General features: G+C 38.0%; 23 protein-coding genes. 10 read left to right on the forward strand and 13 right to left on the reverse strand.

Going from position 1 to position 23,456, the window contains the following annotated elements; translation table 11 throughout:
* Nucleotides 1–99 precede the first annotated feature (99 nt).
* The 8 genes from ACTJJG_RS16195 to ACTJJG_RS16230 all read right to left on the reverse strand — a co-directional run bounded on the left by ACTJJG_RS16195 (nt 100) and on the right by ACTJJG_RS16230 (nt 8,570).
* Nucleotides 100–555 carry a bacteriohemerythrin gene (locus ACTJJG_RS16195; protein ID WP_002121698.1) on the reverse strand — a complete coding sequence of 152 codons (456 nt, stop codon included), beginning with the start codon at nt 553–555 and terminating at the stop codon, nt 100–102.
* 251 nt (nt 556–806) lie between these two features.
* Nucleotides 807–1,655, reverse strand: a complete 849-nt coding sequence (locus ACTJJG_RS16200; RefSeq protein WP_014205980.1) for a class II glutamine amidotransferase — start codon at nt 1,653–1,655, stop codon at nt 807–809.
* Nucleotides 1,656–1,763: 108 nt separating this feature from the next.
* Entirely contained in the window at nt 1,764–2,546 is a 783-nt protein-coding gene (locus ACTJJG_RS16205; protein ID WP_032057672.1) for a GNAT family N-acetyltransferase, read from the reverse strand.
* A 122-nt stretch (nt 2,547–2,668) separates the two neighbouring features.
* Nucleotides 2,669–3,574, reverse strand: a complete 906-nt coding sequence (gene argB / locus ACTJJG_RS16210; protein ID WP_002121716.1) for an acetylglutamate kinase — start codon at nt 3,572–3,574, stop codon at nt 2,669–2,671.
* A 15-nt stretch (nt 3,575–3,589) separates the two neighbouring features.
* Nucleotides 3,590–5,008, reverse strand: a complete 1,419-nt coding sequence (locus ACTJJG_RS16215) for a phosphomannomutase/phosphoglucomutase (protein WP_044099928.1) — start codon at nt 5,006–5,008, stop codon at nt 3,590–3,592.
* 198 nt (nt 5,009–5,206) lie between these two features.
* Nucleotides 5,207–5,659, reverse strand: coding sequence for a dUTP diphosphatase (gene dut / locus ACTJJG_RS16220; protein ID WP_002121799.1), 453 nt, complete (start codon nt 5,657–5,659; stop codon nt 5,207–5,209).
* Between the two features lie 24 nt (nt 5,660–5,683).
* Nucleotides 5,684–7,723: a UvrD-helicase domain-containing protein gene (locus tag ACTJJG_RS16225; protein WP_005070868.1), complete on the reverse strand. Its 2,040-nt coding sequence runs from the start codon at nt 7,721–7,723 to the stop codon at nt 5,684–5,686.
* A 193-nt stretch (nt 7,724–7,916) separates the two neighbouring features.
* Nucleotides 7,917–8,570 carry an OmpA family lipoprotein gene (locus tag ACTJJG_RS16230; RefSeq protein ID WP_005070886.1) on the reverse strand — a complete coding sequence of 218 codons (654 nt, stop codon included), beginning with the start codon at nt 8,568–8,570 and terminating at the stop codon, nt 7,917–7,919.
* Nucleotides 8,571–8,816: 246 nt separating this feature from the next.
* Here ACTJJG_RS16230 and ACTJJG_RS16235 point away from each other — a divergent pair, with 246 nt between their 5' ends.
* The 7 genes from ACTJJG_RS16235 to ACTJJG_RS16265 all read left to right on the forward strand — a co-directional run bounded on the left by ACTJJG_RS16235 (nt 8,817) and on the right by ACTJJG_RS16265 (nt 13,865).
* The gene (locus tag ACTJJG_RS16235) at nt 8,817–9,743 is read left to right on the forward strand and encodes an acyltransferase (RefSeq protein ID WP_005803140.1); all 927 of its coding nucleotides are present in this window, start codon (nt 8,817–8,819) and stop codon (nt 9,741–9,743) included.
* A 16-nt stretch (nt 9,744–9,759) separates the two neighbouring features.
* Nucleotides 9,760–10,806 (forward strand): hypothetical protein, encoded by a 1,047-nt coding sequence (locus tag ACTJJG_RS16240; protein ID WP_005803142.1) that lies wholly within the window; start codon nt 9,760–9,762, stop codon nt 10,804–10,806.
* 120 nt (nt 10,807–10,926) lie between these two features.
* Nucleotides 10,927–11,655 carry a septum site-determining protein MinC gene (gene minC / locus ACTJJG_RS16245; RefSeq protein WP_005075304.1) on the forward strand — a complete coding sequence of 243 codons (729 nt, stop codon included), beginning with the start codon at nt 10,927–10,929 and terminating at the stop codon, nt 11,653–11,655.
* A gap of 66 nt (nt 11,656–11,721) precedes the next feature.
* Nucleotides 11,722–12,534 carry a septum site-determining protein MinD gene (minD, locus tag ACTJJG_RS16250; protein ID WP_002121719.1) on the forward strand — a complete coding sequence of 271 codons (813 nt, stop codon included), beginning with the start codon at nt 11,722–11,724 and terminating at the stop codon, nt 12,532–12,534.
* Between the two features lie 2 nt (nt 12,535–12,536).
* Nucleotides 12,537–12,809 carry a cell division topological specificity factor MinE gene (gene minE / locus ACTJJG_RS16255; protein WP_000896934.1) on the forward strand — a complete coding sequence of 91 codons (273 nt, stop codon included), beginning with the start codon at nt 12,537–12,539 and terminating at the stop codon, nt 12,807–12,809.
* Nucleotides 12,810–12,892: 83 nt separating this feature from the next.
* Nucleotides 12,893–13,180, forward strand: a complete 288-nt coding sequence (locus ACTJJG_RS16260; protein WP_002121755.1) for a PA4642 family protein — start codon at nt 12,893–12,895, stop codon at nt 13,178–13,180.
* A 145-nt stretch (nt 13,181–13,325) separates the two neighbouring features.
* Nucleotides 13,326–13,865, forward strand: a complete 540-nt coding sequence (locus tag ACTJJG_RS16265; protein ID WP_023187678.1) for a hypothetical protein — start codon at nt 13,326–13,328, stop codon at nt 13,863–13,865.
* Nucleotides 13,866–13,920: 55 nt separating this feature from the next.
* Here ACTJJG_RS16265 and rhtC read toward each other — a convergent pair whose 3' ends face one another.
* Together rhtC and ACTJJG_RS16275 are read right to left on the reverse strand one after the other, a co-directional pair.
* The gene (gene rhtC / locus ACTJJG_RS16270; RefSeq protein ID WP_005803155.1) at nt 13,921–14,541 is read right to left on the reverse strand and encodes a threonine export protein RhtC; all 621 of its coding nucleotides are present in this window, start codon (nt 14,539–14,541) and stop codon (nt 13,921–13,923) included.
* A gap of 151 nt (nt 14,542–14,692) precedes the next feature.
* Nucleotides 14,693–17,746, reverse strand: a complete 3,054-nt coding sequence (locus ACTJJG_RS16275) for a DNA translocase FtsK (protein ID WP_005803157.1) — start codon at nt 17,744–17,746, stop codon at nt 14,693–14,695.
* Nucleotides 17,747–18,015: 269 nt separating this feature from the next.
* Here ACTJJG_RS16275 and trxB point away from each other — a divergent pair, with 269 nt between their 5' ends.
* The 3 genes from trxB to ACTJJG_RS16290 all read left to right on the forward strand — a co-directional run bounded on the left by trxB (nt 18,016) and on the right by ACTJJG_RS16290 (nt 20,651).
* Nucleotides 18,016–18,963, forward strand: coding sequence for a thioredoxin-disulfide reductase (trxB, locus tag ACTJJG_RS16280; RefSeq protein ID WP_005803159.1), 948 nt, complete (start codon nt 18,016–18,018; stop codon nt 18,961–18,963).
* 122 nt (nt 18,964–19,085) lie between these two features.
* Nucleotides 19,086–19,817 carry a leucyl/phenylalanyl-tRNA--protein transferase gene (gene aat, locus ACTJJG_RS16285; protein WP_032057679.1) on the forward strand — a complete coding sequence of 244 codons (732 nt, stop codon included), beginning with the start codon at nt 19,086–19,088 and terminating at the stop codon, nt 19,815–19,817.
* Nucleotides 19,818–19,835: 18 nt separating this feature from the next.
* Nucleotides 19,836–20,651, forward strand: a complete 816-nt coding sequence (locus ACTJJG_RS16290) for an arginyltransferase (RefSeq protein ID WP_004703325.1) — start codon at nt 19,836–19,838, stop codon at nt 20,649–20,651.
* Here ACTJJG_RS16290 and rimI read toward each other — a convergent pair.
* From rimI to ACTJJG_RS16305, 3 genes are all read right to left on the reverse strand, one after another.
* Entirely contained in the window at nt 20,637–21,098 is a 462-nt protein-coding gene (rimI, locus tag ACTJJG_RS16295) for a ribosomal protein S18-alanine N-acetyltransferase (RefSeq protein WP_002121701.1), read from the reverse strand. The two genes, ACTJJG_RS16290 and rimI, sit on opposite strands and share 15 nt — an antisense overlap.
* 106 nt (nt 21,099–21,204) lie before the next feature.
* Nucleotides 21,205–22,080 carry a metal-dependent hydrolase gene (locus ACTJJG_RS16300; RefSeq protein ID WP_032057683.1) on the reverse strand — a complete coding sequence of 292 codons (876 nt, stop codon included), beginning with the start codon at nt 22,078–22,080 and terminating at the stop codon, nt 21,205–21,207.
* A 235-nt stretch (nt 22,081–22,315) separates the two neighbouring features.
* Nucleotides 22,316–23,197: a metal-dependent hydrolase gene (locus ACTJJG_RS16305; protein ID WP_002121792.1), complete on the reverse strand. Its 882-nt coding sequence runs from the start codon at nt 23,195–23,197 to the stop codon at nt 22,316–22,318.
* Nucleotides 23,198–23,456 lie beyond the last annotated feature (259 nt).

The following is a 23,456-nucleotide window of genomic DNA, read 5'->3' on the forward strand; positions in this document are numbered from 1 at the left end:
GTCATGCTTGAAAATCAAAGTTTGCTCAATAAAAAAAGCAAACTACCGAAATGATAGTTTGCCGCGCTAACTGAAATTATGAGTTATTTTTATTTCAGTTTATGAGAAAAACCGAGCAAACCAGTTTTTCCCTTTTTTCTTTTCTTTTTCTCTAATAATTCCCATCATATTTTCTTTTACTGCTCCTACATAATCGGCATCATCATGTTGAATATGGTTAATTAACCATTTAGCCAAAATTTCTTGTAATTCTGCTTCAATCGTGTGCCCCATTTCAAAACGTTCACGATATAACTCTATTTTTTTAATAAATAAATCATGTACACGTTTATGAGGTACACGATATTTATAATCAGCTTCCTCTTGCAAACTTTCTTCGAAAGTAAAATGTGATTGCGTGTAATCGATAATATTGTCTAGAACATCTTTAATACGACGTCTATCCTCTTCATCTTTTACATCATCAATTTCATTAATATAATCAAGTATTCGTTTATGTTGCTCATCAATAACATCAATACCCGTATTATATTCTGAAGCCCATTTCATTTTCATACATCTCCCCAATGATGATTAATGATCGTTGCATAAACTGCATGATATATTTAAAGAATATAAATAAAAACAAACCTAATTTGTCGGCTTTAGCATATAAAAATTATATTTAACTCAAGTTATTGTTTTTTAAATATTAAATTAAAATTAACCAACTAAAATAATAAAGTATTTTTTGAACAAACTATTTTATTATTAAATGATAAAAATATATAAACATCCTTATTCATATATTTTAAATGTATTTTATATTAATACTGATCTGCACGCGTAATACGTTTAAGTTCAGGATTTTCCTGTTCGCGCTTTAATCTTTCTACAAAAGTAATCGCTTTTTTAATTGGTTGACCATGTTGAAATAAAATCATTTCACCAGGTTGGTATGCTGTCCAATTTTCATTATGTGTTAAAGGTTCAGTGGTTATTACTGCCACACGGTCTTCTGGAGTGGTTACCTGGCTAAAATCGACTTCGACATCTAAGTCAATTAAATGCGCATGATTAAATGGATATTCACGAACGAGCCAATGTAATTTAGTAATGGCATAACTAAATAATGCTTTGCCATTAGATAGACAATAATTAAATGTGCCGTATTCCGCAATTTGCGGAGAAATCTTTTCTAACACTTCAAATATCTGTTCAAGACTTGGTTCTTCATAACCAAAAGCTTCAACGAGTTGATCGAGCAAATAACAAAATGCACGCTCACTATCGGTATTACCTACTGGTGTGAAACGTCCACTTAATGGCGGATTAAAGTCATGTAAATCACCATTATGGGCAAAGATCCAGTGTCGCCCCCACAACTCTCGAATAAACGGATGAGAGTTTTCTAAAGTGATTTTACCTTGAGTAGCTTTGCGGATATGTGCAATCACGTTACGTGATTTAATAGGATAATTACGAACGAGATCGGCAATTGGAGACTCAACTGCCGATTGGTTATCAACGAATAAACGGCACGCTTTATCTTCGAAAAATGCAATGCCAAACCCATCACTATGATCTGAGGTAATTCCTGCACGCTGTGAAAAACCACGGAAGGAAAAAGTGATATCCGTTGGTGTTGCACAATTCATTCCTAATAGCTGGCACATATCGCTTTTTAAACTACTTCTAATTACCCCATCTGCTCTATTGTGCATGAGAGTAAAAGTGCTTGCAAATCTCAATATGTGCTGGCTATTACAAAATAGGAAATATGATTAACGCTGCACCATCTTATTCATCACAAATGAGGTCGCGACTTTATTCACCTCAAGAAATACAAAATAATCCAAACAGTTAAACTCTTCATCAAAAAAAGCCTGTTTCGATAGTTTTGACTGCATGCTCAGATACATTTGGAATAGCTTTGGCATACGTTCATCTTGTGGGAAGCTAAACTCAGGATATTCAGGTTCATAGATTTTTTTCGAACGGATATCAATCGATTTGCTTTCAGGTAACTGCTGAATCTGACGATGCGTGTAGTACGCTCTAGCCAAATTATCTTGCAAATGAATACTGACACAGCCCATTAAATATTTAGCACGCATTGACCATAGCACTTTGGGTGCAAGGTTTAACCACAACATAGATAACGCTTTACCATTACGAAAGCGAGGATGTACACAAGTACGGCCTATTTCTAACACATTTGGAAGATGGGAAAGCTGAGGAACAATATCAAACTCATGTGCGCTATAACTCTGTGCTATTTCGTGGCCTTGAAATAGTTTTAAACGAGTATACGCTACAATTTCTCCAGTCCACTTTTCACGCAAGACCGCATGTTCACAACCAAAATCGTAAATATCTTGGTCTAAGTTATCTTCAAACTTGATTCCGAATTGTTGACTAAATTGTTGTGCACGAAACCGTTGTACATCTTGTAATTCTTTTAAATTATCAACCCACTCAAAACGAAATTGCGTCTGATTTATTGCTTTATGACGATTTAAAGGTAAAGTCCAGGTTTGGCGATATTGATTAAATTTTTCCAGCATAATGAACGCTCCTAGTGACACTCCCTACACTAGTCAAAGCTCATGACAAAAAAATGACCAAATCAAGATGGTATAAAAAAAGACCACCTAGGGTGATCTTTTTATTGAGAATAATGGATTTCTTAAGCTGTTTTAGTTCGGTTAGAAATCAGCGTTCCAACACCATGATCAGTAAAGATTTCAAGTAATGTTGCATGTGGCACGCGACCGTCAACAATATGCGCACTCACAACGCCGCCTTTAACGGCATCAAGCGCACAGCCTACCTTAGGAATCATACCGCCATAGATCACACCTGTTTCAATGAGGCGATCAACTTCTTGTGTCGTAAGGCCAGTTAACAGATTTTTATTTTCATCAAGCACACCGCTAATATTGGTGAGCAAAATTAATTTCTCAGCGCCTAATGCTTCTGCAACCTTACCTGCAACTAAATCAGCGTTAATATTATAAGTATTGCCTTCTTCATCTACACCTAGCGGCGCAATAACTGGAATAAAGTCACTTTGGGTGAACATTTCCAATACATCTGTTTTAACGCCTGTCACTTCACCAACCATACCCAAGTCGATATGTTTGATAGAACCATCTTCTTCTTGCTTTTCCATAAGCAATTTGCGGGCACGAAGTAAATTACCATCTTTACCCGTTAAACCAATCGCACGTCCACCGTGTTTATTAATCAGGTTAACGATTGATTTATTTACACTGCCGCCCAACACCATTTCAACCACTTCCATGGTTGCAGCATCAGTTACGCGCATACCGTCAATGCGGTCAGATTCACGGCCTAACTGCTTTAAGAATGAGTCTACTTGTGGTCCACCACCGTGAACAACAATCGGATTTAATCCTACAGTTTTAAGTAAAACGATGTCTCGGGCAAATGAACTTTCAAGCTCTGGATCAGTCATTGCGTTGCCACCGTATTTCACCACCAGCGTTTTACCAGTAAAGCGTTGAATATACGGCAAAGCTTCAATCAAGATTTTTGCTTTGTCGACACCGATATGCTGATGTTGTGGCATTACGCCTCTCCTTACTTAGGCCTCTGAAAGTTCTTGTGCAATTTGCGGATAGTGTTCTTGCAACATATCTACAAATTTTTGCTGGATTTCCTTTAATCGTAAAGGATTATCCGCATCAAATCGTACTGTAAAGTATTCACCAGTATTTGATGCTCGAATAATGCCAAAACCATCATCAAAATCAAGACGTACGCCATCAATTTTACTAATACGTGCCCCTAAGCGATGACTTAAAATCTCAATATCTTGTAATACATACTTTGGATCAGACTGATAAGTACCAATATAGGTATCTTCTGTACAACATCTTTCTGGATATGGAGCAAATAATTCAGAAATTGTAGCGGCATCAGATTGGGTAAAATACTCCATTACTCGTAATGCAGCATATAAACCATCGTCGTAGCCAAAACCACGGCCATCATTAAACACATAATGACCTGCATATTCTCCACCAAAAATGGCACGGCCATTCGATTGAGATAAATAAGCTCTTAGGAAACTACTTCCCGTGCGGATCATTTTTGCTTTTCCGCCAAGTTTCTCGACGGTCTCTTGAACCATACGTGAACATTTCACATCAAAAACAATTTCTTGCTCTGGGTGCTGCTCAAGGCACATTTGCGCAAAAAGCGACAATAAGCGGTCTGCTGTCAATATCTGTGCTTTTTCATCGACTAAAACAACACGGTCTCCATCGCCATCAAGAGCGATGCCAATATCCGCCTGCTGCTCGACCACGGCTTTACGTAAATGAGTTAAATGTGCCGCATGTGAAGGGTCTGGTGCGTGATCTGGAAACTCACCATTTGGATTGGTGCGTAAAGCAATGACTTCACAACCCATTTTTTCTAAGATTAGTTTTGAACAATGCCCGGCTGAGCCATGCAAACCATCTAAAACAACTTTTAAAGGACGTTTTAACTGAATATCTTTAAAAATAGCTTGTTGGTATTGTTGGCAAAATTCAGCTTTAAATTGCGGTAAGGTTAACTCAAGTACAGAAATTGAATGAGATGGTACATAAGTTTGAGCTTCTTCACCCACCTGCTGAATCATTTCTGGAGACGGCGGTTCACCCTTTAAAATCCACTTAATACCATTGTCAGATTTTGGATTATGGCTTGCGGTCACCATGATGCCATTACCACCAAAATCTCGTGCGATGTAGTACATCATTGGGGATGAACAGCAACCAATATTGGTCACTTTTAAACCTTGTTCTATTAAAATTTCTTCAATTAAGTGTGCATAGGCTGGGCTTGTGAGCCGGGCATCATAGCCAATTACTAATTGAGTTTGTTTTGCTTGTTTGTATTGTTGTGCCAATCCGTAGGCAATTGAACGGACAACGTCCGTGGTTAAGAAAGAAAGTTTGCCTCTAATATCGTAAGCACGAAAAATACTTTTTGGAAATGAGTGTCTTACATTCATAGCGTATCTTCTATTTAAAGATCAATTCGATCTATCGCAAAAACATAGATTATTCAAAATTTTTGAAAGGTTTGTTTGCTAAAAAAGTTAAAAGAATATGAGTAAAGCGTGTTGTAATATAATCCTTTGTAACATTCAAGATGTAAAAAGAAACGCCTGTTCAACAGGCGTTTGATTTTCGTTAATATTTAAAAAAACTTATTGTTTACCTGTATGGCCAAAGCCACCAGCGCCACGTAAAGTTTCTTCAAACTCTTCTACTTGCTCAAATTCAGCTTGTACGACTGGCACTAAAACATATTGTGCCAAACGCTCACCTGGTTCTAAACGGAATGTGGTTTGACCACGGTTCCAAACTGAAACCATCAATTCACCTTGATAATCCGAATCAATCAAACCAACTAAGTTGCCAAGCACGATACCGTGTTTATGACCTAAACCTGAACGCGGTAAAATTAAACCAGCAAAATTTACATCATGAATATAAATTGCCATACCTGTTTTAACTAAAACAGTTTGTCCTGGTTCAATATCAATTGCTTCATCTAAACAGGCACGTAAATCTAAACCCGCTGAACCTGCTGTTGCATATGAAGGTAAAGGCCATTCTTTACCTAAACGCGGATCGAGCAATTTCACTTGAACTTTCATGGGATTTCCTAAAAATTAAAAAAATTAACGCTTTAATAAAGCTTTTAAATTTGCCAGATATTGTTGAGCCTGTTCTTTAGGGTCAACATTAGCCGCAATTTTCTTTTTACGCCCTAACCACTCAAGCTCATCTTGCGGAAGCTCATCAAGGAAACGGCTAGGCGTCATTTGTTTCATCTGTCCACCATTTTTACGCTGTTCCGCTAGAGTTAAAGTTAAACCTTGGCGTGCACGTGTAATTCCCACGTACATGAGACGGCGCTCTTCCTCAATGGTTTCTGCTGCAATCGAGTTTTTGTGAGGCAATAGTTCTTCTTCAAGTCCCATAATGTATACATATGGGAATTCCAGACCTTTTGCTGCATGCAAAGTAAGAAGGTTAACTTTATCTGTATCTTCTTCTTCCTGCTGCTGTTCTAACAGATCGAGCAAAACTAGTTTTCGGATGACACTTTCAATATTCTTTTCATCAACATCTTCAGCACGATTAATCAGATTTTGAATACTGGTAAATAAGTTCTCGATATTATCGAGTTTACTTTTCTCTTGTGCAGGTGTTGCTGACTGTTCTCGAACGTAATCCATATAACCCGCTTCATTCATCATTTGACGAACTTTAGGCACAGGCTCATCATCTTCTAAGAGTTCACGAGTAAATGTCGCGATAAAGTCAGCAAACTCATGAAGCTGTGTTTCTGCCTTTTTAGGAAGCACCATGCTTAAACGCTGGTCAGCAGAAGCACCGAGTAAAGACAAATTATTTTCTTGTGAAAACAAACCTAGTTTCTCTAGAGTAACAGGGCCAATCGCACGTTTAGGCGTATTAATAATTCGTAAGAAAGCACTGTCATCTTCTGGATTAATAATAAGACGTAAGTAACTCATCACGTCTTTAATTTCTGCACGGGCGAAGAACGATGTACCGCCAGAGAGTTTATACGGAATTTGCATTTGACGAAGCTGGGTTTCTAACACACGTGCCTGAAAGTTTCCGCGATATAACACAGCATAATCTTTCCAGTTCTTACCGTTCATCAGTTTATGAGTCAGTAGGTCTTTGACCACGCGCTCTGCTTCATCATCATCATTACGACATGTAATGATTCGGATGACTTCCCCATGCCCTTTATCACTCCATAATTTCTTGTCAAAAATATGTGGGTTATTTTGAATCACACAGTTCGCTGCTTTTAAAATACGGCTGGTCGAACGATAATTTTGTTCAAGTTTAATAATATGTAGATTTGGGAAATCCTGTTTAAGCAAAGCCATATTTTCGGGCTTAGCACCACGCCATGCGTAGATTGACTGGTCATCATCACCTACCGCGGTGAACTGCCCCATTACCCCAACTAAAAGTTTGACCAAAATATACTGCGCGGTGTTGGTATCTTGATATTCATCGACTAATAAATAACGGACACGGTTTTGCCACTTGTCACGTACTTCTGCATTTTCTTGCAATAAGCGTGTTGGCATAACAATCAAGTCATCAAAATCGACAGCATTGTAGGCACGTAAATTACGTTCATAAAGTTGATAAAGATGAGCAAACTGGACATCTTCTGGTGTTTCACAAGTCGAATGCGCTTGTTCAGGCAAAATCAGATCGTTTTTCCAATCTGAAATTTTCTTCATTGCCTTGGCAATTAATTCTTTACTCTCTGCACCCGATAAATTGTCGCGATGCATCAAATCCATCAAAATACGTTTACAGTCGTCTGCATCTAAAATCGAAAAATTAGCTTTTAAAGGTAAATTTTTAAGTTCTAAACGTAAAAGATTTAAACCAAAAGTATGGAAGGTAGAAACAGATAAACCTTTTGCTTCTTCACGCGACAAAAGCTTGGTCACACGTTCTTTCATTTCACGTGCAGCTTTGTTTGTGAAGGTCATCGCGGTTATACGATGCGCAGGAATACGGCAATGTTGCACCAAATAGGCAATTTTACGCGTAATTACCGATGTTTTACCTGAACCAGCGCCAGCAAGCACCAATAAAGGGCCCTGAGTATATTTCATGGCTTCTTCTTGCTTGTTGTTCAATTGACTGGCAGATGACATCGTGTATTACCTCTTGATTTTTCGAGCATGATTATAGTCATCTCTTTTTTAGAATCCCAATAGTAAATCTACGGATATGTATAAATGATGTCTAATAATGCAATTTATGCGCCGCAGAATGTCGTGATTATTTCTTGTACTGCACCCATAAAAAAACCACCCGAAGGTGGTTTTTGAAACAATAAACTAAATCTTATTGTTTAGCATAAATGCTGATTTCTACACGGCGGTTTTGTTCACGGCCAGATGCAGTTGAGTTATCTGCGATCGGGTTAGATGAACCATAACCTTGCGCGTCGATACGGCTAGCAGATACGCCTTGGCTAGCTAAATAACTACGTACTGATTGAGCGCGTGCTTGTGATAATGGAATGTTGATAGAGTCATTACCAGTGTTATCAGTATAACCAGTTACAAGAATTGCACTCTTGTTATCTTCAGCCAAAGTTTGAGCCACTTTGTTCAAAGTTGCGTAGAAGTTTGGCTTGATGTTTGATTTGTTTGTATCAAAAGTAATGCTACCAGGCATGATCAATTGAACAGAACCATCTGGGTTACGGCCAACGTCTACACCAGTACCCGCCATTTGTTGACGAAGTTTTTTCTCTTTCTGGTCAAGATATACACCACCAGCAGCACCAAGAACTGCACCAATTGCCGCAGCACGGTTGTTTTGACGGCTAGAGTTTGCATTTGATTTAGAAATACCATAACCAGCTGCTGCACCAATTAAAGTACCTAATGCGGCTTTATCGTATTCAACGCCACCAAGATTATTACCAGTTGTTTGACAACCAGAAAGAACTACTGCTGCCCCTACCACTGTTGAAATAACTAATGCACGCATTGCATGCCTCCTCACTTTGTGTGTTTTGTTGTCTGAATGAATAATGAAACAAAAAGGAAGTATAAAACATTGATATTTTGTTAATAATAAACAGTTTAGTTATGTTTTTGTAATATTTTGATGCACTTTAAGATGCTAGCTCATCACAATTTCTTCATTGTTGTCTAAGATAACGTTGTATTTCATATTATGACAGTTATAGTTGAACAACTTTTCTATGGATTTGAGACATTCGGGGTCTTTTATATGTCAACTGCACCCAATAAACAATCTGCGCTAAAAAAAATTACACGTGGACTCACTGTAGGTACAGTCATTACAGGAAGTACTTTTTTTCATGGTCCTCCTGTTCTTGCATTAGGTCTGACCAAGCTTTTAAAAAAATCATCAAAAATAGATGAAACTAATATTCAAATTACAAATAGCTGGTTAGGGGTAAATAATTGGTTAATTGACCATGTTCTACCCAATCTAAAATGGGACATTACCATTGATGAAGGACTTGATCTGAATATGCAAGGTCGTTATCTCATGACCTGTAATCATCAAAGTTGGGTTGACACAACTGTAAATCAATATTTCGGTTTAACCCGTATGCCCCTTACCCGTTTCTTTACTAAATGGGAACTCATCTTTATTCCTTTTGTTGGGCAAGCATTTAAAATTTTAGGCTTCCCAATGATGAAGCGTCACACTAAAGAACAGATCGCTAAGAATCCTGAACTTAAAGACCGTGACATGATGGAAGCACGTAAAGCTTGTGAGCAGCTTTTAAGTCAGCCCTTCACTCTATTAAATTATTTGGAAGGGACTCGTTTTACTCAAGAAAAACATGACCAGCAAAAATCCCCTTATAAGCATTTGCTAAAACCCAAAGCAGGTGGCTTGGCGCTTGCATTAAACATCTTGGGTGACAAAATCGATGCCCTAGTTGATATGACCATCGTCTATCCTGATGGCGTACCGGGATATAGCGATTTCTGGCTTGGGGATGTTTCTAAAATTGCGGTTAACTTACGTAAAATTGAAATTCCAGACTGGGTACTTGGCGGCAACTATGAAGATGACGCGGCTTATCGTGAACGTTTCCAGCAATGGGTTCATGACATTTGGACCGAAAAAGATCAACTTATTGAGCAAATGAAATCTCAATATACCACTGCAAATATTTAAGAAAGCACCCGTTATTATGCAAAACAGTTCTGGGAAAAAAACGAAATACCATCATGTAGACCCAAACAGCCTTTCATTTAAGCTGTTTTTGGTCTACGACATCTTTATGGTGTTTATTATCATTTTTAACTTGTTCTGTCTTGCGACTAATTTCTTTTTAATGAGCAGTATTGGGGCATGGTTCTTCGAACATATTCACTTGCCCCAAGTACTCAGCTTTTATCGTACTTCACTACATCCGTGGGTGATTACATCAGAAGCTTGGTTTATTGGTTTTTTAATTATTGAGCTGCTTGTACGCTGGGCTATTGCGATCATCAACAAGCACCATAAGCGTTGGTTCTTTTTCCCGTTTATTCACTGGTATGAAATTTTAGCTATTATTCCTCAGCTCCGTTTTTTACGCTTATTCCGCGCTGGGATTATTGCTTATCGCTTACATGAGTTGGGCTATCCAGTTGTTCCTGAAAGCTGGCGAAAAACTGGGCTATTTTATTATCGCGTCGTAATGGAGGAATTATCTGACCGCGTTGTAATTACCGTGATTGATGGCATTAGATATGAACTTGAAACCAGTTCTAGCCATAAACAGATTATTCATGACTTGGTTAATCATCATCGTGAGCAATTTACTGTCGCTCTAACCGCATTATTACAAGAATCTTTAGCCACCGCTTTAAAAGAACAAAAGCCTGCCATTACAAAAGGTGTGGGCAAAATTGTAGATCAAGCCATTATTGATACGCCTGAGCTAACTCAATTATTACGCTTAATTCCTTTAGTCGGTGGCCGCATTGAACAGCAAATTCAAAGCATTGGTCAAAGATTAGGTGAAAATATTAGTGCAGGTTTAATTGAACCTTTAATTGAGGGATCTCAAGATGCTCCAAATCCTACTTATCAATTAATTTCTCAAAGAGTAAGTGAAATCAATATTAATAATCGTCAGCTTGAGCAATTGGTTGAATCTGTCGTGTTCGAGACACTGGAGTCTGTACGTAAACAAGTCAAGGTCAAACAATGGCAACAAACCCTTGCGGAGTATGATCGAATCAAAGAATAAGCATTTATTTAATTTTTTATGAATCACGCTAGAGAATTGGCACGAATTGTTCTAGCATTTGCCCTATTTACAATAAACTTAACGATATTACAGCTCGTTTAACGCCTTGAAGGAAGACTTATGGCTGATATACGGATTACCGGCAGAATGGTTAACTTTAGCAGGATAACCTTCGATACCAATGATCATGATGTGATCCGCCAGCAATTATCAAATATTTTAAATGAAGGTTCCTATCAAGGAACTTTAGTGATTATTGACAGTACAGTTGAGCAAGAGTTAATTGCATTGATTCAACTTCTGGTGAGCTTGGGTTTACAACCAATGGCGGTAATCGACGGTATTTTAGGAGATGAGGCTCGCGCTATTCAATTCCCTGTTTTACCGGCAGATCAACCCTTACAGCGCATTAAAGCGACAGCTGAACAAGTGGCTATTGTGGAAAAACCTGCTACAGCTCCTGCCTCGTCTTCAGCAGAAACAAAAAAACCACTAAACAAGATAGCGGTCGCTCATATTACCTCTTATCATGATGAAATTTTGCGTACAGGCCAATCCCTTGTACAAGATAACGGCGATATTATTTTAAAGGCTGGCATGAATAGTGGTTCCGAGGTGATCGCTTCAGGAAATATACATATTTATGGCACAGTTCGTGGTAGAGTCATTGCTGGTGCGGGCGGGCACGCAGCTGCACGCATTTTTTGCCAATCTTTAGAGGCTGAGCTCGTTTCCATTGCCGGAACGTATTGTGTCGCAGATGATATCCCTAAACATGTGGTAAAAAAACCAGTACATATTTATTTAAATGAAAAGCAAGAGCTTGAATTTGAAGCTCTAGAACTTTAATTTATTAAGCAAATCACCAAAAAACAGCCCTTTTAAGGGTGTATGACCATAATAGGAGTGGATTCGGTGGCCAAAATTGTTGTCGTAACATCAGGCAAAGGTGGTGTAGGTAAAACTACAACGAGCGCATCTTTTGCAACAGGTTTAGCCCTTCGTGGTCATAAAACTGTTGTGATTGATTTTGATGTAGGCTTACGTAACCTTGATTTGATTATGGGTTGTGAGCGTCGTGTTGTATATGATTTCGTTAATGTTATTAATAATGAAGCACGTCTGCAACAAGCCCTTATTCGCGATAAAGATATCGAAAACCTTTATATTTTACCGGCTTCACAAACACGTGATAAAGATGCGTTGAGCGACGAAGGTGTTGCTCGAGTTATTGATGAGTTATCTCAAGAGTTTGATTACATCATTTGTGACTCACCTGCTGGGATCGAGCGTGGCGCGATTTTAGCCATGTATCATGCAGATGAAGCAATCATTGTAACAAACCCTGAAATCTCTTCAGTACGTGACTCTGACCGTATTATTGGTATGTTAGATAGCAAAACCAAGAAAGTTGAACACAACGAAGGGCGTATACGTAAACATTTATGTATTACACGTTTTAACCCGGAACGTGCTGACCGTCAGGAAATGCTGACAATTGATGATATTTCTAAAGATATTTTACGCGTACCGACATTAGGTGTTATTCCAGAATGTCCAAGTGTATTACAAGCATCAAACGAAGGTAAGCCAGTTATTCTGTATTCAGAAACTAAAGCTGGTCAGGGGTATGATGATTTGGTTGCACGCTTCCTTGGCGAAGACCGTCCTTATCGACACATCACAGCTCAACCTAAAGGCTGGTTAGCACGACTATTTGGAGCGTAGATATGGCAGGATTCTGGAGTAAATTATTTAGCAGCGAAGAAAAACCATCAAGTGCTCAAACTGCCAAAGATCGTTTGAAAGTTATTGTTGCTTCTGAACAAGGTTTAGGCCGCCGTTTAAGCCAAGACAAAATTGATCAGATGAAAAAAGAAATCATGCAAGTGGTTAGTCGTTATGTTAGCGGTGTAGGTGAACAGCATATCCAAATGCAAGTTCGCTCTGAAGCTAATATCGAAATGTTAGAAATGAATATCAATTTACCTGAAGAACGATAATTCTATTTCTGACTATTCAATAAATCAGAATCAAGGCAAAATAACGCAAGTTATTTTGCCTTTTTTAAAATGAGGAGATTGTCATGGCATTATCACAGCCAGCAACTTTCAATGAAGAATGGTCCGATGAGCGTGTTTTTGCCTACCTCAACCAACTTCCTCCAAGTGGTGTGAATGCAGATTTTCATGTGCTCTACCATGCATTCAAACATATGCGCCCAACAGACTATGAGCGTCTTTTAACGCAATTTATTGCGGATGGGCGTGATATTAATGCCAAAGACCCTGAAGGCCAACGCATCCATGATGTAATTGCTAAGTTTCCGCGTCAATCAGCACCATTTTTAGAAGTTCTAGCAAAGTTTGCCTAGCTTTTCTATTTGAATAACACTGCATAATCTATCCTAGAAAAACTTAAGAGATAGATTATGTGGTTTATTCAATTACCTAAATTATTTACATTTATTACAAATAATCTTAAAGTCATCAATACCATTTAATTCTAAATATAAATTTATGAACCCAGAACATATTAATTTAAAACAAACACAATCCATCCAGTCAAATCATATAGAAAATTTAAAAATTATTAGTGTTAATAAGTTTATCTTTCTATCCTTAATTTCGTTTGGCTTATACCCAATTTGGTGGATGTTTAAAGCATGGCGATTTTTTCTAATCAAAGATAAGTTAAATATTATGCCTGCTGCTCGTGCAATTTTTTCTATATTCTTTTTATATTCACTATTTAATCACATAAAAAAATACGCAAAAGAACAAGGGTATACTAATGATTTCTCTTCAGGTTGGATGTATCTAGGATATCTCATTACATCTTTACTGGTTGGCTTACCTGATCCTTACTGGCTTATCTCGCTCTGCAGCATTATATTTTTAATCCCAGCCTTTAAAGCGTTGAACTATGCACAAAAACAACTAAATACGACAATTGAGCAAGAAAAATTCAATACACCTCAAATCATTTTAATTATTATAGGATCTATCATGTGGCTGCTGATTCTTTTCAGTTTTATTATATTATTCCTATATCAATGATCTAAAATTTAGCAATTAAAAAAGCCTCTAAAAGAGGCTTTTTTCTTATCTAGACTTATCGATTACCAATCAGGAAAATACCAAATACGGTAAAAATACCACCCGAAATACCATCAATCCATTTTGAAAAATTACGATAAGCTGCTCTAAAACTTGGTAACGAGAAAATAAAAGTCACAAAGCAGAACCATAAAATTGTCTCGACTGTTACAATAATAAAGAGTAGCCAGTGAACTTGATCAAGTTGAGGATTAGCTAAAAATAAAGAGAAAACACTACCAAAATAAATAACAGCTTTTGGATTTGATAAATTGGTTATCAAACCTTTAATAAAAAATAAGTAAGGTGCTTTTGGGAGCTCAACAGCAACATTGCCCTCTTGCTCATTTTTTGAAAAAGCCGAACGTAGCATCTGATAGCCCAACCAACATAGATATAAGCCACCAGCAATGAGCAATCCTTGCTTTAACCAAGCCATTTTCTCAAATATAAGATTTAATCCCATCAGTGCCAAGCACGCCCAAAACATAACACCCGCCGTTATACCAGCAACGACCAGCATAGCGTCTTTACGAGACCGGCTAATGGCAGTTTGAGATACAAGGAAAAAATCAGGCCCGGGAGTAATAAGTGCGCAAAAGTGAATAAAGGCTAAAGTAATCAGAGCTAATAGCATGTCTTTCTCCTAATTTAATTCATTGTTATTTATTTAGGGAAAATACATTAGCATTTTTTTACTAGACGATAAAATCTTTAAGTCATTTATAAATAGGTTCACTTTATTTAAGTTATAAAAAAGCCTCCGAAGAGGCTTAAATTGTATTGTCTTAAACTAGAATATCCCGCTTACCATTAGGACCCATTGAGCTCACAATGCCGTTCTCTTCCATTTGATCAATAATACGAGCAGCACGGTTATAACCAAGACTAAATTTGCGCTGTAGCGAAGATGTAGATGCTTTTCGAGTTTCTAATACGAATGACACACATTGATCATAAAGTGCATCTCGGTCAGAACCGCCTTCACCCTCTTCAAAGCCACGTGACGCTGGCTCTTCATCAAATGGTGTCAAGATTTCATCAATATAATCTGGTTCGCCACGCTCACGCCAAGCATCACAGATACGGTTTACTTCATCATCACTAATGAAAGCACCATGCACACGTTCCGGCTCAATTTTACCTGGTCCTAAGAACAGCATATCACCATGACCTAACAAGTCTTCTGCTCCACCAGCATCCAAAATAGTACGCGAGTCAATTTTACTATTTACACGTAGTGCTACACGCGTTGGAATATTGGCTTTAATCAAACCGGTAATAACATCAACAGATGGACGTTGAGTTGCAAGCAATAGGTGAATACCAGCAGCACGAGATTTTTGCGCCAAACGGGTAATCATTTCTTCTGCTTTTTTACCCACTTGCATAATCATGTCGGCGAACTCATCCGCAACAATGACAATAGATGGTAATGGCGTTAAACGAGGTGCACGTTCTTGTGTCGCTGAATCACTTGGCTTCCAAGTCGGATCAATTAAGTCTTCACCATTCGCAATCGCTTCTTCAACTTTACGGTTATAGTCACTTAATTTACGAATTTTTAAGAACGACATAAGTTTATAACGACGTTCCATTTCATTCACACACCAGTTTAACGCACTTACCGCATCTTTCATGTCAGTAACGACTGGAGTTAATAAATGTGGAATATCATTATAGTTTGCAAGTTCGAGCTGTTTTGGATCGATTAGAATTAAACGTAGTTGGTCAGGCGTATATTTAAGCAACATCGATAAAATCATCGAGTTTACTGCAACTGACTTACCAGAACCTGTCGTACCAGCAACCAACATATGCGGTGCTTTCGCCAAATCAGTGAGTACAGGGTTACCCGAAATATCTTTACCCATCGCCATACTAATTAATGCACTTGGGTCGCGATATGTTGGTGTTTCCAATAACTCAATCAAACGTACCATTTCACGGGCACTGTTTGGCACTTCAATACCAATATATGGTTTACCAGGAATGACTTCGACCACACGTACAGATGCCATCGACATTGAACGCGCCAAGTCACGCGAGATATTCGTGACCTTAGAAGCTTTAACACCGGGTGCCAAATCTAACTCAAAGCGAGTTACAACTGGTCCTGGTTGAGCCTCTACTACTTGAGCTTTTACGTTAAATTCTTGCAATTTAATTTCAAGCAATTCAGACAAACGTGAAAGTTGCTCTTCAGTAAAGTTGACTTTCTTATTTGGATCAACCTTATCGAGTAAATCAAGACCTGGTAAAGTTGGCAAATCCAAACGCTTTTTGGCAACTTGCATTGCACGAGACATTGGGCGGCCTGATGCATCTGTTAACGGCGCATCAAAATCGAAATCGTCTTCATCAAAATCAGAATTTTCCTGCGGTTTCCCAGCAGTCTCCTGCCAAGCCTCAATAAACTCTTCTTTTGAAAGTTTGTCGGCCTGTATAGTCGTTTGGATAGGAGCTTTTACAAATGCTGAAGATTGCGCATAACTACTTGCTCTTACAGGTTCAGCTGGAGCAATGTCTTCATCTATTAATAAATCATCAAAATCTTCAAAGACTTGTTCGTTTGCTAAATTTTTAGGTGATTGATTTAAATTTGAAATATTTGAAGATGTTTCGTTCGCAATATTAACAGATTGCGAAGTTGGTTCCGTCTCTATATGGTGATCTTGAACAAATGGTGTATGCACATCTGTTGCAGTTTTACTGTTTGGAACCGCGGCAAGCAACTCATCAAAAATCTCATCATCATTCCAATCAAGACCATGTAAGTCTTGTTTAGATGATGGTTGATTTTGATTTACTTGAGAAATTGTTTGCTGAAATTGCTCATGAGTAGGAACTTGTTCTATCTCTGTCGAATCATCAGCAGCTCTTAAAAGCGCATCAATTTCTTGCTTATGACTCGCATCATCACGCTGTAAAGCACGCCATACTTCGCCAGTCGCAACTAAACGTTGGCTATCTCGTTCAAGTTTATGGGCCTGTTCAAGCGTATGCTCAAAGTTCTGAGTATTTGCAACTGGTGTATCTGCAACAGGTTCAGGTCGGCTCTGCTCTTTCGCTAGCACATCTGCAAATAAGCGCTCAGCAACCGCATCATGTCGCGTTGTGGTAGATTGCGGTTGAGTTGATTCAGATTGAACTGATGCTTCTTTCTCATCTGAAGCATTCGCATTCGTCTCTGCATTATCAGCAACTTTAACCGCGGCTGCTTTGTTGGCAGGTTGAGTTGTTAAGTCATAATCCGATTCATTCGGAGATACGTTCTTATAAAATAAATCTTGTAAATAACTTGGTGTCGCTTTGAGCGTAACCCATGTTTTACTCCATTGCACCCCAAATGCAAGTGTAAACAAGACTACCCCGAAAACCAGCAAAAATAAGGTCGCACCGTAAATTGTTAACAATTGAGATAGGCTTTGACCTAACTCATAACCAATAATTCCCCCAGCTGCATTATCTAAAGTATCTGCCGGCACATTCCAATGTAAATAAAGTAAGCTAGATACAACTAGAATTAAGAAGAATTGTGCAGCATAACGAAATGGGCGGTTTAGGAAACTACGTGGCCACCAAACCTGAATTGCTTCAATGAAAAGGAAAATTGGAATAAGCAAACTTGCCCATCCTAAAAAACCAAACAGCAAATCTGCAATCCATGCGCCAGCAATACCACTTGCATTGGATACTTGCTGAGTATCACTGGAAATATGCATCCAGCCCGGGTCAAATGGTGTATATGTTACTGTTGCCAGAAACATATAAATACCAAAAGAAACCAAGAATAATGTCATCAATAAGCGCTGTGCATAAACACTTGACACCGCAGTCATATACTGTCCTGTAACCCATTTAATTATTGGTTTAGAGATGTGAAGAACTACATTTTAGATCTTCAACGAATGAACTTTATATTATGCACCTGTTCTTACAAAAAAGGTGCATGATTCTTTACAGTTGTTGTTAACATAAGGCACTTCTATATTGTTATATAACTTAATTCGATTGACCTGATCAATATTATCCACATTGATTTAACGCTATTGATCGGCAAATTCACGTATAATTTTCAAAATTCTCGAAATAAATAAGGATACCCTCAATGAGTGCTCGTCATTCTCGGTTAATTATTCTCGGTTCTGGCCCTGCGGGCTATAGTGCAGCAGTATATGCAGCGCGTGCAAACCTTAAACCTACTTTAATTGCAGGTTTACAACTAGGTGGGCAACTTACAACAACAACCGAAGTTGACAACTGGCCGGGCGATCCTGAAGGTTTAACAGGTCCTGCATTAATGGATCGTATGCAAGCACATGCTGAACGCTTTGGTACAGAACTCGTCTATGACCATATTAACGAAGTGGACTTAAGTGTACGTCCTTTTGTTTTAAAAGGTGATATGGAAGAGTACACATGTGACGCTTTAATTATTGCAACTGGCGCTACAGCTCAATATCTTGGTCTAGAGTCTGAACAAAACTTTATGGGTCAAGGTGTAAGCGCATGTGCAACATGTGATGGTTTCTTCTACAAAAACCAAAAAGTAATGGTTGTTGGTGGTGGTAACACAGCTGTTGAAGAAGCACTTTATTTATCAAATATTGCTTCACATGTAACGTTAGTACATCGCCGTGATACTTTACGTTCTGAAAAGATTTTGCAAGATCATTTATTTGCCAAAGAAAAAGAAGGCAAAATCAGCATTATCTGGAACCACGAAGTTGAAGAAGTATTGGGTGACAATACTGGCGTAACCAGTGTTCGCCTTAAATCAACTCAAGATGATTCTAAGCAAGACGTAGAGGTTCATGGTCTGTTCGTAGCAATTGGTCACAAGCCAAACACTGGAATGTTTGAAGGCCAGTTAAACCTACGTGATGGCTACATCCAAGTGCAAAGCGGTACCTCTGGTAATGCAACAGCGACTTCTGTAGCTGGTGTTTTTGCTGCTGGTGACGTCGCTGACAGCATTTATCGCCAAGCGATTACTTCTGCTGGGTCTGGCTGTATGGCGGCTCTAGATGCTGAAAAATATCTAGATAATCTTTAATTAATAGATTTCTAGAGTTTTAAAACAGCCGTTCTTATAACGGCTGTTTTTTTAGAATAATGACTAGCTGACATATATTAATTTTTATAGCATAACCTTAAAGCTCATCTTATTTTATTTTTATGAATACACTTCCACTTTCTCAATTCATTTTTCCTGATCCCATTGAAGCCGATCCAGATGGGCATGGTTTAATTTGTATCGGAGCGGACCTCTCCCCTTCTACCCTATATGAAGCTTATACGCATGGTCTTTTTCCTTGGTTTAATGAAGATGAACCTATTTGTTGGTGGAGTCCAGAACCTCGTTGCGTGATCTACCCTCAAAACTATAAACCAAGTAAATCACTCATTCGGAACATGAAAAAGTACGATTACACCATTACGATAAATCATGCCTTTGAACAAGTTATTCGCTCTTGCTCTTTGCCAAGAAGTTATGCAGACGAAACATGGATTAGTGAAGATATTATTCAAGGCTACTGCGAGATGTTTAATGCTGGTTATGGTTACAGTATTGAAGTATGGCAACAAGAGGAGCTTGTAGGAGGTTTATACGGTGTTACGATTGGCAAAGGGTGTTTTGGTGAGTCAATGTTTAGCAACGAAACCGATGTTTCAAAAATGGCTTTTTATACATTAATGCTCATTGGACAAGAAAATCAGCTACCATGGATAGACTGCCAACTCGTAAACAGTCACTTAATTAGTCTGGGAGCCAGTACACTTTCTCGTCAAGACTACTTAAAATCGTTACAAGATGTAATTATTCACCCCTCTATCAATTGGAAAAAGTATCAAGAACGTGTATTTTCAAGTAAAACAATAGCATTAGATGCAAAATTAATGGAATGATAACAGGAGGGACCAATCATGAAATCATATCACCCGAAGTCCCTTTTAAATGATCTGCAGTATTATATTACTCCACCTCATGATTGCAGCTACTTAGAAAATAAATCTGCACGCATGGTGTTTTTAGACCCTATCCATCGAATTGATGTGGTCACTCTTTCAGAACTTTCTCGTTTAGGCTTTCGCCGTAGTGGCGACTTTGTTTATCGCCCTGAATGTCACTTATGTAGACAATGTTTGTCTTGTCGTGTTCCAGTTGCCGATTTTCAAATGAACAGCATGCAAAAAAAAGCATGGAAACGAAATCAAGATCTCACCATGACTGTTCTGCCTACGCGACAAGCAGCACAAATTCATTATGATTTATACGAACGCTATATTAATGAACGCCATGCAGATGGTGATATGTTTCCACCAAGTCTAGATCAGTTTGAAAAGTTTTTAGTACATAGCTGCACAGATAGTTTTTTTCTTGAGCTTTGGAAAGACAATCGGCTCATTAGCGTTTCTACTTGTGATTTAATGGATGATGGACTATCGGCTGTCTATACATTCTTTGATCCCGATGAGCATCGTAGATCACTTGGTGTTTACTCTATTCTTAACCAAATTGAATATGTGAAATCGCTCGGTTTAGAATATCTCTACTTAGGCTATTGGGTGCCTCATTCAGCCAAAATGAACTATAAATCGCAATATACCCCTTTAGAACTTCTGCTCGATGGGCAATGGCGCCGTTTAAACAGATCATTATCACCAGAAGAAATTCAACAGCTAGGTACATCTCTTATGACTACGTTACCTTCTGAATGGAATAATTTAATCATTAAATAAAGATGCGAAATCATCTGTACAGGTTTTTACCATAATGACCGCATGTTCCCGCCCACCATCTTGGGTAGGATAATAATTGCGACGCAGATCAATTTGGTGAAAGCCTGTTTTTTCATATAAACCAATAGCGGCTTTATTACTTTCACGAACTTCTAAAAAGATTTGTACTGGCTGATTTTCCAATTTTTCAATTGATGCACTTAATAACTCATATCCTAAACCCTGCCCTTGCATTTTAGGATCAACTGCCATGAGTAATAAATTAGCTTCATCTAAAACAGGCTGTAAAATACAAAACCCAACTACTCTGTTTTGTGACTCAATCACTGTACATTGATAAGAGTTCAAAGATTCAATAAATTGCTGTCTTGACCACGGATGGGTCTGAACTGATTTTTCAATTTGAACGACAATATCCACATCAGTGTTTTGCATAATACGAATCATGAGTTTCAACGCAATGAAGATTCTAAAGTAGTGCGTATTATAAAAACTTCCCAAGAAAAAACGAGTAAAAAAAAGGACAATTGAATTGTCCTTTTTTCAGTATTTTTTAAAGACCTAATTTTTCACGCCAAGTTGCTAGCAATGCTGTGGTATCCGAATCATTTGGATGAAATTTTGGTCTTAAAAAATCAAGTAACTCTGGAATTTGACGAGTCATAAAACCTTTACGACCATACATGAACTTAAGCATGTACTTCGTATCTTTCCAAGTTAATTTTTCGTCAGTTTTAAGTAACTTAGCAGTAAAATAAGACTGAGTTGCGAAGATTAATGCCATTGCAATAATCAAGGCTGTTGAACGCATAAAATAAGCTTTCGGACCTTGTCCGTACATACTTGTATACACATCAAATGCCACAGCTTTATGTTCATTTTCTTCAACTGCGTGCCACATCCACAAATGATACATAGTGTCGTCTTGGAACATAGCCTGAATTTCAGGATTTTGTAAAAGTTCAGCTGCAATGGTCGATGTAAAATGTTCTAGTGCACATGTTCCAGTCAAATCAATCATTTCTTTGGTATAGCCAAAAGGTTTCATTAATTTGGTTACAACAGCTGTACCCATCTTAATGACTTTTCCAGTTTGCTTTTCCATATGGCGCACATCATAACCATAAGCCTGTGCTGAAGCATTAAATGCTAAATGCTCTTTGGAGTGCATCGCTTCTTGACCAATAAAAGCACTAATTTCTTTTTGAAGATCTGGATCAGCAAGCTTTGGATCATTTCGAACAGCACGCGTACTATTTACAAAGAACTGCTCACCTTCTGGAAAAAGGGCCGATAATGCTGTCATAAAATGTGTTAATGCTGCATCATAATTTGCCCAATAACGTGGGACCTGAGCAAATTCAAAATCCATACGACGCACAGGGAAACTAGCGCCAGCACGATTGGAAATATTTACCTTAGCATTCATCTCAGACTCCTTTTAAGTGAATAGCTAATTCACATATAACTTTATTTATTTTCTTAATATTTATAATCATACGTCTTTCGATGTACCAATTAAGTGCAGATGAGGACAGAGAAATATCAGATGAGGTCATTCATAGACACATAAAGGTGCAATATCTGCTCCACGATCTCTTTAATATAGTTATAGAAAAATAAAAAAGGGCCACTATCGGCCCTTTATAAATTATGAATTAAAACTATAAACCTAATTTTGCTTTCCATGTTTTCAATAGACCAACGGTATCTAGGTCATTTGGATGAAAGCCAGGTTTAAAGTAAGCTAACATTTCTTTAGCCATACCACTAATAATACCTTTAGATGGGCTATATCCGTATTTATAAATTACTGATAGTTCATCTAAATTCAACTTGTTGTCTTGCTTTAATAAACGAAGCACAAAGGATGACTGGATTAAAAAGATTAAAGTCATAGCAAATACTAAAGAACTGGTTCGTAACGCATAAGCTTTTATGCCTTTACCAAACACACCTTCGTACACGTCATAAGCTACGGCTTTATGCTCATTTTCTTCAATCGCATGCCAATACCACATTGTTGACATTGTCTCATCTGTCATAAGCTCTTGAATGTGCTTATTGACCAATAATTGCGACGCAATAGTAGCGGTAAAATGCTCAAGAGCCGTTGTAGCAGTCAAGTCAACCATTTCTTTTGTCATACCGAAAGGTTTGACAATTTTTACAAAAGTTTTAATTGCTGTTTGAATTGCCGTATCGGTAAATTTCTCTAACGTTTCTACATCATGACCAAACTTTTGAGCAGAAGCGTTGAAGTTTACATGCTCTTGAGTATGCATTGCTTCTTGCCCAATGAAAGCACTAATCTCTTTTTGGAGTGCTTCATCATCTTTAATCGCTGGGTGATAACGTACTGCTCGTACACTATCTATAAAGAATTTCTCACCAGCCGGAAACAATGCTGACAATGCAGTCATAAAATGTGTGAGTCCAGCAGAACCATTCATCCAATATTCTGGTACATCATTAAAGTCAAAATTCATACGACGCACTGGAAAGCTTGCACCTGCACGATTCGTAATATTCACTTTAGCATTCATACCCAAAGCTCCTTAGTAAGTAACCCTAGTTACTCAAACTTTATTGTTCGTTTTCTTGATTCTTATCATACAAAGTTAATAAAAAGGGTTAAGGGGAAATAAGGACATTGAAATATCAGTTAGGGCCAGCATTTATAGTGATTGTTAGACAATTAAATATAAAAAAAGCGCTCTAAAAAGAGCGCTTTTTTTCACTGAAAGTGATTATGCAGTTACTTTCGCAACAACACCAGCACCTACAGTACGACCACCTTCACGG

Source organism: Acinetobacter sp. 22512 (assembly GCF_052044755.1).
GTDB classification, from domain to species: domain Bacteria; phylum Pseudomonadota; class Gammaproteobacteria; order Pseudomonadales; family Moraxellaceae; genus Acinetobacter; species Acinetobacter pittii.

What these genes read in the sequence shown, in the direction of transcription:
- ACTJJG_RS16195 (WP_002121698.1), bottom strand. Translation starts at nt 555, where the DNA reads ATGAAAATGAAATGGGCTTCAGAATATAATACGGGTATTGATGTTATT.
- trxB (WP_005803159.1), top strand. Translation starts at nt 18,016, where the DNA reads ATGAGTGCTCGTCATTCTCGGTTAATTATTCTCGGTTCTGGCCCTGCG.
- ACTJJG_RS16260 (WP_002121755.1), top strand. Translation starts at nt 12,893, where the DNA reads ATGGCATTATCACAGCCAGCAACTTTCAATGAAGAATGGTCCGATGAG.
- rimI (WP_002121701.1), bottom strand. Translation starts at nt 21,098, where the DNA reads ATGATTCGTATTATGCAAAACACTGATGTGGATATTGTCGTTCAAATT.
- ACTJJG_RS16290 (WP_004703325.1), top strand. Translation starts at nt 19,836, where the DNA reads ATGAAATCATATCACCCGAAGTCCCTTTTAAATGATCTGCAGTATTAT.
- minE (WP_000896934.1), top strand. Translation starts at nt 12,537, where the DNA reads ATGGCAGGATTCTGGAGTAAATTATTTAGCAGCGAAGAAAAACCATCA.
- ACTJJG_RS16235 (WP_005803140.1), top strand. Translation starts at nt 8,817, where the DNA reads ATGTCAACTGCACCCAATAAACAATCTGCGCTAAAAAAAATTACACGT.
- aat (WP_032057679.1), top strand. Translation starts at nt 19,086, where the DNA reads ATGAATACACTTCCACTTTCTCAATTCATTTTTCCTGATCCCATTGAA.
- ACTJJG_RS16305 (WP_002121792.1), bottom strand. Translation starts at nt 23,197, where the DNA reads ATGAATGCTAAAGTGAATATTACGAATCGTGCAGGTGCAAGCTTTCCA.
- argB (WP_002121716.1), bottom strand. Translation starts at nt 3,574, where the DNA reads ATGCCACAACATCAGCATATCGGTGTCGACAAAGCAAAAATCTTGATT.
- ACTJJG_RS16265 (WP_023187678.1), top strand. Translation starts at nt 13,326, where the DNA reads ATGAACCCAGAACATATTAATTTAAAACAAACACAATCCATCCAGTCA.
- ACTJJG_RS16300 (WP_032057683.1), bottom strand. Translation starts at nt 22,080, where the DNA reads ATGAATGCTAAGGTAAATATTTCCAATCGTGCTGGCGCTAGTTTCCCT.
- ACTJJG_RS16205 (WP_032057672.1), bottom strand. Translation starts at nt 2,546, where the DNA reads ATGCTGGAAAAATTTAATCAATATCGCCAAACCTGGACTTTACCTTTA.
- ACTJJG_RS16215 (WP_044099928.1), bottom strand. Translation starts at nt 5,008, where the DNA reads ATGAATGTAAGACACTCATTTCCAAAAAGTATTTTTCGTGCTTACGAT.
- ACTJJG_RS16275 (WP_005803157.1), bottom strand. Translation starts at nt 17,746, where the DNA reads ATGACTGCGGTGTCAAGTGTTTATGCACAGCGCTTATTGATGACATTA.
- minC (WP_005075304.1), top strand. Translation starts at nt 10,927, where the DNA reads ATGGCTGATATACGGATTACCGGCAGAATGGTTAACTTTAGCAGGATA.
- dut (WP_002121799.1), bottom strand. Translation starts at nt 5,659, where the DNA reads ATGAAAGTTCAAGTGAAATTGCTCGATCCGCGTTTAGGTAAAGAATGG.
- ACTJJG_RS16240 (WP_005803142.1), top strand. Translation starts at nt 9,760, where the DNA reads ATGCAAAACAGTTCTGGGAAAAAAACGAAATACCATCATGTAGACCCA.
- rhtC (WP_005803155.1), bottom strand. Translation starts at nt 14,541, where the DNA reads ATGCTATTAGCTCTGATTACTTTAGCCTTTATTCACTTTTGCGCACTT.
- ACTJJG_RS16225 (WP_005070868.1), bottom strand. Translation starts at nt 7,723, where the DNA reads ATGTCATCTGCCAGTCAATTGAACAACAAGCAAGAAGAAGCCATGAAA.
- ACTJJG_RS16230 (WP_005070886.1), bottom strand. Translation starts at nt 8,570, where the DNA reads ATGCGTGCATTAGTTATTTCAACAGTGGTAGGGGCAGCAGTAGTTCTT.
- ACTJJG_RS16200 (WP_014205980.1), bottom strand. Translation starts at nt 1,655, where the DNA reads ATGTGCCAGCTATTAGGAATGAATTGTGCAACACCAACGGATATCACT.